This is a genomic window from Myxococcus vastator, assembly GCF_010894475.1.
Taxonomy (GTDB): Bacteria; Myxococcota; Myxococcia; order Myxococcales; family Myxococcaceae; genus Myxococcus; species Myxococcus vastator.
The window spans coordinates 1-8729 of record NZ_JAAIYB010000364.1 but is presented as its reverse complement, the minus strand read 5'-3'; the positions used below and the strand labels follow the sequence as shown (position 1 = coordinate 8729).

Sequence of the window (8729 nt, the reverse complement as noted above, 5' to 3'; positions counted from 1 at the left end):
CCTTGGGCCCGGCCCGGGTGACGTCGGCGAGGAACCGCTCGCCGGCTTCACGGACCGCCTCCACCAGCTCCTCCAGCTCCACCCGGACGGGCGGGCGCATCAGCCGGGCAGGGCGGGAGAGGTTGGCCACCAGCAGCTCCACCTCCGGCCCCATGCGGCGGAGCACCAGCTCCAGGTGGGCCTCGGGCAGGGAGACCTGGGCCAGTTTCTGCCGCCCACCCGCGAGCGCCGCAACTGAGCGCACCAGGGAAGGGACGACTTCTGCTAGAGACTCCTCCACGGCCCCGGACAGAAGGTCCACCCCGTCCAATTCCAGTGCGATGGAATCGAGCGGGGAAGCTGCGGGTTCGCGTTTCCAGCGCTGTCCGATGCGTATGCGGGTCATCTTGCGTTCGTTGACAAGCCAGTTTAGCGATGGCTAGCATCCGCCGCCTATACGGACCTACATTTTTGTAACCGTTCGGAATTCCTGGGGAATACTCGATGACATTCTACGAGGCCGCGCTCCGCATCCTGGAGAGCGAAGGTCGTCCCCTCCACTTCCTTGAAATTACCGAGAAGTCCATCCAGCAGAGCCTGCTTTCCCACGTGGGCAAGACGCCTGAGGTGACGATGCTGTCGCGCCTCGCAGCCATGGCGCGCCGCACGCGGGATCGCAAGGTGCTTGTGACGGCGAAGGACACCTTCGCGCTGGTCGACTGGTCGATTCCCGAGGACGTCGAGGCACTGGCTCAAACCGGCGTGGTGGAGCCGCACCCTGAAGAAGACCTGCCGCCGCTGCGTCCGGCGGAGCGTCACCCGGAGCCGCGCACGGACAACGTGCGGGTCGCGGGCCGTGGCAGTGAGCGCAAGCGCCGCCGCGACGAGGACGAGGAGCGTGGCGGTCGCCGCAAGCGCTTCCCGCCGCTGCCCGAGGTGGTGTTCGAGATTCTCAGCGAGTCGGACATCGGGCTGCGCACCGAGCAGATCATCGAGCGTGCCCGGGCCAAGGAGCTGTGCGCCGAGGACACCACGGTGGAGGCGGTGCTTACCGCGCTGCTGGAGGACAACCAGCGTCGCATCGACGCGGGCCGCCGGCCGCAGTACGCCTTCAGCAAGGACTCTGGAGAGGTGTCGCTGGAGCGCGCTGGCGCCCCGAGCGAGGCCCCGCCGCTGGAGCTCCAGGCCGCGTTCGCGCAGGCGCTGGGCATCCCGCTGGAGGCGGGCCGTCCGGTGCTGGGCAAGCCGGCTGCCGCGGGCGAGGCCCCGGCGGATGCCGCGCTGGTGTCCACGCTGCGCGCCGCGCTCAAGGACGCGCGCCGCTCCGTGGCGCGTGGGCTGCGCAAGCGCCTGGGCGAGCTGGACGTCGGCACGTTCGAGAAGTCCGTCGTGAAGATGATGCACGGCCTGGGCTTCCGCGAGCTGAAGGTGGCCAAGCGGTCCAAGGAAGGGCCCTTGCTCACGGCGCGCAAGCGCGAGGGCAGCGTGGAGCTGCGCTACGCGGTGCGCATGCTGAAGGGCACGCCCGGCATCGACCGCAAGTCGGTGCAGGAGCTGCGGCGTGACCTGGGCCACTACTCGGCGCAGGTGGGTCTGTTGGTGAGCGCGGGTGACGTGCGCGGTGATGCGCGCACCGAGGCGCAGGCCAATGGTTCACTGGTGATGCTCTGGTGCGGTGACGCACTGGGCGAGAAGTTCCTGGAAGCGGAGACGGCCGTCTCCGTCACACAGGTCGCGCTGTACGAGGTCGACGAGACGTTCTTCGACGCCGCGAAGCTGGATGCCGAGGAGGCCCAGAAGCGCCGCGAGGAGCGTCAGCGCGAGAAGCAGGCTCGGGAAGGCGAGGAGCCCACCGAGGCCGCTGCCGCGCCGGAGCGCGAGCGCCCGCGTGAGAAGCGCCGCCGTGAGCGTGAGAAGCGCGAGGCCCGTGAGGCGCGTGAAGCCGAGGCCACCGCGGAGGCTTCCACCGAGGAGGCTTCGGCTGCTCCCGCCGGGGATGTGCGTGAAGCCGCTCCCGTGCCGGCCGCGCCGGTCCTGCAGGGCCGCGAGGACGATGACGAGGACGACGACGAGGACGGGGAGGATGACGACCTCGAGGCCGCCAGCGCTTTCGTAGGTGGTGCGCGTCCCGATGGGGCTGCGGACGCCGGTGCCGAAGGAGCACAGGGTGACCGCAAGCGTCGCCGCCGTCGCCGCCGGGGCCGTCGCGGCCGTGGCAGCCGCGCGGGTGAGGCCGGTGCCGCTGGCGAGGCGGGTGCCGCTGGCGAGGCCGGAGCTGCGGGTGCCGATGGTGTCGCTGGCGAGGCGGGTGCCGCTGGCGAGGCGGGTGCCGCTGGCGAGGCCGGAGCTGCGGGTGCCGAGGGTGTCGCTGGCGAGGCGGGTGCCTCTGCTGCGGGTGCCGCTGGCGAGGCCGGAGCTGCGGGTGTCGCTGGTGCCGCTGGCGAGGCCGGTGCTTCTGCTGCGGGTGTCGCTGGCGAGGCCGGTGCCTCTGCTGCGAGTGCCGCTGGCGAGGCGGGTGTAGTTGGTGCCGCTGGCGAGGCCGGTGCTTCTGCTGCGGGTGGCGCTGGTGTCGCTGGCGAGGCCGGTGCCTCTGCTGCGAGTGCCGCTGGCGAGGCGGGTGTCGTTGGTGCCGCTGGCGAGGCCGGTGCCTCAGTTGCGGGTGCCGCAGATGCGTCCACCGCAGGTGCTGTTGGTGCAACCGGTGAGGCGGGAGTTTCCGCCGCGGGTGCTGGTGGTGCCGCTGGCGAGGCCGGTTTCTCGGCTGCGGGTGCCGTTGGTGCCACGGGTGAGGCAGGTGCCGCTCCCTCGGGTGCTGGTGTCGTTGGCGCGGGTGCCTCCGCTCCGGACGCTGCGGGTGTCGCTGGCGAGGCCGGTGCCTCGGCCGTGGGCACTGGTGGAGAGACGGGCGTCGCTGGAGAGACGGCGAGCGCTGACAGTGGCGCGGGCTCGGCTGCTGTCCCTGGTGCCGTGTCGAGCGAAGCGCTTGCCTCGGCGGACCGTGGCGTCACTTCCGCGCCGGCCTCCGCGTCCGTGGGCGTCGCCACGCAGGCGGATGCGTTCGGGACTGCTCCTTCCGAGGGGACGTCATCGGCTGCTCCGGTGGCAGGGCTGACGCAGGCGGGCGTGCCGGATGGCTCGGCGGGCGAAGTGGCCCCCGGTGCCGCGACGGAGGCGTCTTCCGGATCCGAAGGTGGCGCACAGGCCAGCGAGCCTGCTTCCTCTCCCACCGAGGGTGAGCCGTCCGCTGACGCATCCGTGCCCCCCAAGGGACCGGCCGGGGAGCGCGATAGCTGACGCGGCACGCCAGGGGGTGAGGGATTGGTCGGCGCCACCGCTCTCCAGGTGTTAGCCTGGGGAGCGATGAAGCCGGTCCTGTTGCTCGCCTCCTGCGTCGTCCTGCTGCTCGGTGCCTGCCGATGGCGGGCGCCGCGCTACCCGGTGGCGCCGGTGGAGCTCTCCGGAGCCACCCTGCGGGACAACGCCCTGCTGGGACTTGCTCCCGAGGGCGTGGCCACGCTCTTCACCGCCGCCCTGAAAGACTCCGGCCGCTTCGAGCAGAAGGGCGCGGAGGCGCCTCGCGAGGAGCGGCCCTGGCGCCTGACGCTGGACGTGCCCTTCACCCGCGAAGTGCTGAAGGACGGTGACCCGCGCAGCTTCGCCGAGGTGGGCGCCAACCTGGTCCTGGAGCGCTTTGGCGGGCGTCTGCCTCAGCGCTACGAGCTGGTCGGGCTGGGTGAGGCGCCCGTCGAGGAGGACTCGCCCGCGGGACGGCAGGAGGCCATGCGCACGGCACTGGCCAACGTGCTGCGCCAGGTGACCGAGTCCACCGTCATGCAGTTGACGGCGCTGGACCGCACCGATGAGGAACTGGTGCTGGACCTCAAGGCCACGGACTCGCGAGTGCGGGAGTTCAGCCTCCGCACGCTGGCGGAGCGGCAGCACCCGGCCGCCGCGCCGCTGCTCATCGACCGGCTCAAGGAAGCGACCGACGCCGAGACGGTGCGCAGGACGATGGGCTCGCTCGTGGAGATGAAGGCGCGGGTCGCGGTGCCCGTGCTCATCGACCTGGCGCGTGGCCGTGACCTGGGCTTCGTGCAGGAGATTGTCTTCGCGGTGGGCGAAATCGGCGGCCCGGAGGCGGAGGCCTACCTCTACACGATGGCGCAGGGGCACGATGCGCCCACCGTCCAGGCCGCCGCGCAACAGGCGCTGGACACGCTCTACGCATCACGTAAGCACTCATCTGCGGAGGCGCGTGGCCCCAGCCGCGCGGACTGACATCGACATGAAGCGTTCATTCGGCATGGGCGGGGCCGCGGTGCTGGCGGCCCTGGTGCTGGGCACGGGCTGTTCCAAGAACGTCGACGCGGCGGCGGGCGCGAGCGCCAGCACCGACGACGTGTCCGTGTACTACCCGCTCGCGGTGGGCAACAGCTGGACCTACCGGATCAACGGCCGCGACGACAAACGCGTCACCGTGGAGATTCTCAAGGAAGAGGCCGGCGTCTTCCATGACAGCCAGGGCGGTCAGCTCTCGCTGGACGGCTATGGCTTGAGAGATCCCAAGCGCTACCTGCTGCGCGGTCCGGTGCGGACCGGGCACTCGTGGACGAACGTGGTGTCCGTGTCCTCCACGGAGCGCTACCACATCGTCCAGGCGGGGGACCCCTGTGAGACGCCCGCGGGCACCTTCCCGAGCTGTGTCCAGGTGGAGGGCCGCAACCGGGTGGACGCCAAGGCCACGCTGGTGAACACGATGACGTTCGCGCCCGGCGTCGGCATGGTCCGCATCGAAATGGCCGTGGAGACCAACGGCCAGCTGATGCCGCAGACCTCCCTGGAGCTGACGGCGTGGCAGCTCCGGGACGGCGCGGCGCCGCCTTCGGGTTGATACGGTGGAGAATCTCCACGAGGTGCCGCTGTGGCCGCCAATGCGAACGAGCAGACCCAGGAAGCGCTCATCCTGAGCTTCCTGTCGGAGAGCGGGAGCGACTACACCTCCGGTGAGGCGCTCTCCAACAAGCTGGGGCTGTCGCGCACGGCGGTGTGGAAGCACGTGGAGGCCCTGCGCGCGAAGGGCTACCGCATCGAGGCGGTGTCCGCGCGAGGCTACCGGTTGGTGGCGGTGCCGGACCGGCTCACCGCGCTCGAGGTGGGCCCGTTGCTGGACACCCACGACCTGGGCCGCACCATCCATCACCACGAAGCGCTGCCGTCCACCAACGAGAAGGCCTTCCGGCTGGCCCAGGACGGCGCCGAGCACGGTGAGGTGGTGGTGGCCGAGCAGCAGACCGCGGGCAAGGGGCGCCGGGGCCGCACCTGGGTGTCGCCGCCGGGCCTCAACCTCTACTTCTCCGCCATCCTCCGTCCGGACCTGCCGCCCCAGCGCGCGCCGGAGCTGACGTTGGTGGCGGCCGTGGCGCTGGCGGAGTCGCTGCGCGACGCGGGCGTGGAGGCCGCCATCAAGTGGCCCAACGACGTCCACATCGACGGCCTCAAGGTCGCGGGAATCCTCACCGAGCTGTCCGCCGAGCCCGAGCGCGTGCACTTCGTCATCGTGGGCGTGGGCGTCAACCTCAACTCCCAGGCCGAGCACTTCCCGGAGGCGCTGCGGGCCACCGCCACGTCGTTGTCGCTGGCCCTGGGGCAGCCGGTGCACCGGGCCCGCTTCGCCGCGGCCCTCTGGACGCGGCTGGAGGAGTGGCTGGACCTCTACCTGGACACGGGCTTCGACGCGGTGCGTGCCCGCTGGAAGGCGCTGTCATCCACGCTGGGGCAGGACGTGCTGGTGCGCACCGACCGGCAGGAGCTGCGGGGGCGGGCCGAGGACATCGACCCGTCCGGGGCCCTGCTGGTCCGGACGGCGGAGGGCTCGCTCGAGCGCGTGTTGGCGGGCGACGTGGAGCAGCTTCGCCCACGGCGGTAGAGTGCGCGGTGTGATGCTCCTAGCCATCGACGTCGGCAACACCACCACCGCGCTCGGCGTGTTCGAGGGCCGGCGCCTGCTCGACCACTGGCGCGTGGAGACCAGCACGCGCCGCACCTCGGATGAGTACGGCATCCTCGTCCGCCAGCTCTTCACCCACCGCGGCATCGACCCGGCGAAGGTGACCGCCGTCGCCGTCTCCAGCGTGGTGCCGCCGCTCCAGTCCAACCTGGAGAAGATGAGCGAGCGGTACTTCCGCGTCCGCCCCATGTTCGTCGGGCCCGGCGTGAAGACGGGCATGCCCATCCTCTACGACAACCCCCGGGAGGTGGGCGCGGACCGCATCGTCAACGCGGTGTCCGCCTACGAGAAGCACCACGCCGGCGTGGTGGTGGTGGACTTCGGCACCGCGACGACGTTCGACGCGGTGTCGCCGAAGGGGGAGTACCTGGGGGGCTGCATCTGCCCCGGCATCAACATCTCCATGGAGGCGCTGTTCCAGAACGCCTCCAAGCTCCCGCGCGTGGAGTTCGCGCGGCCGCCGCATGTCATCGGGCGCAACACCGTGCACTCCATGCAGGCCGGGCTCGTCTACGGCTACGTGGGCATGGTGGACGGCATCTGCGCCCGCATGCAGGCCGAACTGGGCTTTCCGGTGAAGGTCGTCGCCACCGGAGGGCTCGCGTCGCTGGTGGCCAGCGAGTCGAAGGTCATCCACCAGGTGGATGAGCTCCTCACGCTCGAGGGCCTGCGCATCATCTACGGAAGGAATCACGCGTCATGACCCCTGCCGCTCCCAACGCCGTCCCGACGCCGCCCCCGGGCTGCCCCTTCGATGCGGAGTTCCTGCCGCCCAACCTGCGCAAGCACGTGGACCCCGCGGCGCCGGTGCCGCTGCGGATGATGGCGGCGAAGTCGCTCGTCCCGCTCAGCCCGTCCGACATGGTGGGCGCGCTCTACATGCTCACGTTCGATCCGGACCCGGGCGTGCGCGAGACGGCGGCGAAGACGGCCGCGGGGCTGCCGGACAGGATTCTGGGCTCCGCGCTGCGCGACGAAGAGGTGCAGCCGCAGGTGCTCGGGTACCTCCTGGGGCTCGTGAAGGGCAACGCGGCCTACGCGGAGATGCTGGTCCTCAACGCCAGCACGCCGGATGACGCGGTGGCGGACGTGGCGAAGGACTGCGACCCGAAGCTGGCGGAAATCATCGGACAGAATCAGCTCCGGCTGCTGCGCCACGAGGACATCCTCCGCAACCTCTGCGCCAACGCGAGCGCGCCGGTGTCGCTCATTGACAGCGTCTGCGACTTCGCGGTGCGCAGCGGGCTGACGCTGATGGACGTGCCGCAGATGAAGGACGCGCGGGTGCGCGTCTTCGGCCCCGAGGCCGCGGAGGCGCCGCCGCCGCAGGGCCCCACCGCGGAGGAGGTGCTTCAAGAGTTCCAGGAGGCCGCGGACGAAGCCGCCGCGCCCATGGAGGAGGGCAAGCGCCTCACGTTGGCCCAGCGCATCATGCGCATGTCCATCGCGGAGAAGATCAAGCTGGCCACGCTGGGCAACAAGGAAGCCCGCACCGCGCTCATCCGCGAGACGAACAAGCTGGTGGCGGTGGCCGTCATCCGCAGCCCGCGCATCACCGACGGCGAGGTGCTCTCCTGCGCCACCAACCGCGCGATGATGGATGACGTGCTGCGCGTCATCTACAGCAACCGCGAGTGGACGAAGAACCACAAGGTGAAGATGGCGCTGGTGAAGAACCCCAAGGTCCCGCTCACCGTCACCATGAAGTTCCTCAACGCGTTCCGCGACGCCGAGCTGAAGGACCTCAGCCGCGACAAGAACGTGCCCGCGGCCGTGCAGGGCTTCGCGAAGAAGCTGCACGAGAAGAAGACGGCCCCGAAGAAGCAGGGGTAGGGGCCGGCGGTGCCCCGGGCGCGGGTGGCCCGGGGCGCGCGGCTCAGGCCGCGGCTTCGCTGGCGTCGTCCGCCACCGAGGAGGCGGGCTCTTCCAGGAGCTGCTGGGCGATGACGAGCGCCTTCTTCGTCTTCTCGCGCAGCTTCTCCTCGCTCTTGATGCGCGCGTAGAGGCGCGTCACGCGCTCCTCGCCGCGGGCCGTGGCGGCCTCCAGCTCGGAGATGCGGCCGCGCAGCTCCTCGGCCTCCGCGCTGGCGCGGCTGCCCTGCTCGGACAGCTCCACCTGGGCCTGGCCCAACTGGACGCGCAGGTCCTCGGCCTCCTGCTGCGCGGCCTGGACGTCCGCCTCCAGCTGACCCGCGCGAGCGCGCAGGTCCTCCAGCTCCGCGGCGTAGGCATGCGCCTGGGCCTGGTGCTGGTCCAGCTCCGTCTGCAGCGCGGTGAGCTGCGCGGACGCGCTCCGGGCCTCGTCCTTGGCGGCGGCCAGCTGCTGGTCCACGCGCTTGCGGTCCGTGGCGAGCGACTCCGCCCGGGCGCTCAGCGTCTTGAGCTGGGCGTCGCGCTGGGCGAGCTCGGACTCGGCGGTGCTGGCCTTCTGCTCCAGCTCCAGGCTCTGGTCCTTGAGCTCGAGGATTTCCTGGTCCTTCTGGTTCAGCTCCGTCTTGAGGCGGAGGATCTCCTTGTCCTTCTTGTTGGCCGCGTCGCGGAGGGCGAAGGTGTCCTTGTCGTTCTTCCCCGAGGACGCCCGGGCCGTCTCCAGCTCCGTGGCGTGGCTCTCCAGCTGCGCCTCCAGGTCCCGCACGCGCTCCTCGGCGTGGGACGCCATGCCGCGTGAGTCGTCGAGCTCGGCCTGGAGCTCGGCCACCCTCGTGCGCAGGCTGCGCAGCTCCGCGGCGTCGGCGGCCGGCGC

General features: G+C 71.0%; 6 protein-coding genes and 2 pseudogenes. 6 read left to right on the top strand and 2 right to left on the bottom strand.

Going from position 1 to position 8729, the window contains the following annotated elements; all coding sequences use genetic code 11:
• Positions 1-385, bottom strand: a pseudogene (locus G4D87_RS39035) (outer membrane protein assembly factor BamB family protein); the annotation flags it as partial.
• A 98-nt stretch (positions 386-483) separates the two neighbouring features.
• On the opposite strand from G4D87_RS39035, the gene G4D87_RS28210 reads away from it, so the two are divergent.
• From G4D87_RS28210 to G4D87_RS28185, 6 genes are all read left to right on the top strand, one after another.
• Positions 484-3273 carry an HTH domain-containing protein gene (locus tag G4D87_RS28210; RefSeq protein WP_163785811.1) on the top strand — a complete coding sequence of 930 codons (2790 nt, stop codon included), beginning with the start codon at positions 484-486 and terminating at the stop codon, positions 3271-3273.
• A gap of 66 nt (positions 3274-3339) precedes the next feature.
• Positions 3340-4257, top strand: a complete 918-nt coding sequence (locus G4D87_RS28205) for a HEAT repeat domain-containing protein (RefSeq protein WP_163785810.1) — start codon at positions 3340-3342, stop codon at positions 4255-4257.
• Complete coding sequence (locus G4D87_RS28200) at positions 4235-4870, top strand: hypothetical protein (protein ID WP_163785809.1); 636 nt, start codon at positions 4235-4237, stop codon at positions 4868-4870. Before G4D87_RS28205 ends, G4D87_RS28200 begins: the two co-directional genes overlap by 23 nt.
• A gap of 30 nt (positions 4871-4900) precedes the next feature.
• Positions 4901-5905 carry a biotin--[acetyl-CoA-carboxylase] ligase gene (locus tag G4D87_RS28195; protein ID WP_163785808.1) on the top strand — a complete coding sequence of 335 codons (1005 nt, stop codon included), beginning with the start codon at positions 4901-4903 and terminating at the stop codon, positions 5903-5905.
• Between the two features lie 13 nt (positions 5906-5918).
• On the top strand, positions 5919-6689 hold the full coding sequence (locus tag G4D87_RS28190) for a type III pantothenate kinase (RefSeq protein ID WP_163785812.1): 771 nt from the start codon (positions 5919-5921) through the stop codon (positions 6687-6689).
• Positions 6686-7819, top strand: a complete 1134-nt coding sequence (locus G4D87_RS28185) for a hypothetical protein (protein ID WP_163785807.1) — start codon at positions 6686-6688, stop codon at positions 7817-7819. Before G4D87_RS28190 ends, G4D87_RS28185 begins: the two co-directional genes overlap by 4 nt.
• Positions 7820-7862: 43 nt before the next feature.
• On the opposite strand, the pseudogene G4D87_RS28180 reads toward G4D87_RS28185, so the two are convergent.
• Positions 7863-8729, bottom strand: a pseudogene (locus tag G4D87_RS28180) (response regulator); the annotation flags it as partial.

What these genes read in the sequence shown, in the direction of transcription:
- G4D87_RS28190 (WP_163785812.1), top strand. Translation starts at nt 5,919, where the DNA reads ATGCTCCTAGCCATCGACGTCGGCAACACCACCACCGCGCTCGGCGTG.
- G4D87_RS28205 (WP_163785810.1), top strand. Translation starts at nt 3,340, where the DNA reads ATGAAGCCGGTCCTGTTGCTCGCCTCCTGCGTCGTCCTGCTGCTCGGT.
- G4D87_RS28185 (WP_163785807.1), top strand. Translation starts at nt 6,686, where the DNA reads ATGACCCCTGCCGCTCCCAACGCCGTCCCGACGCCGCCCCCGGGCTGC.
- G4D87_RS28210 (WP_163785811.1), top strand. Translation starts at nt 484, where the DNA reads ATGACATTCTACGAGGCCGCGCTCCGCATCCTGGAGAGCGAAGGTCGT.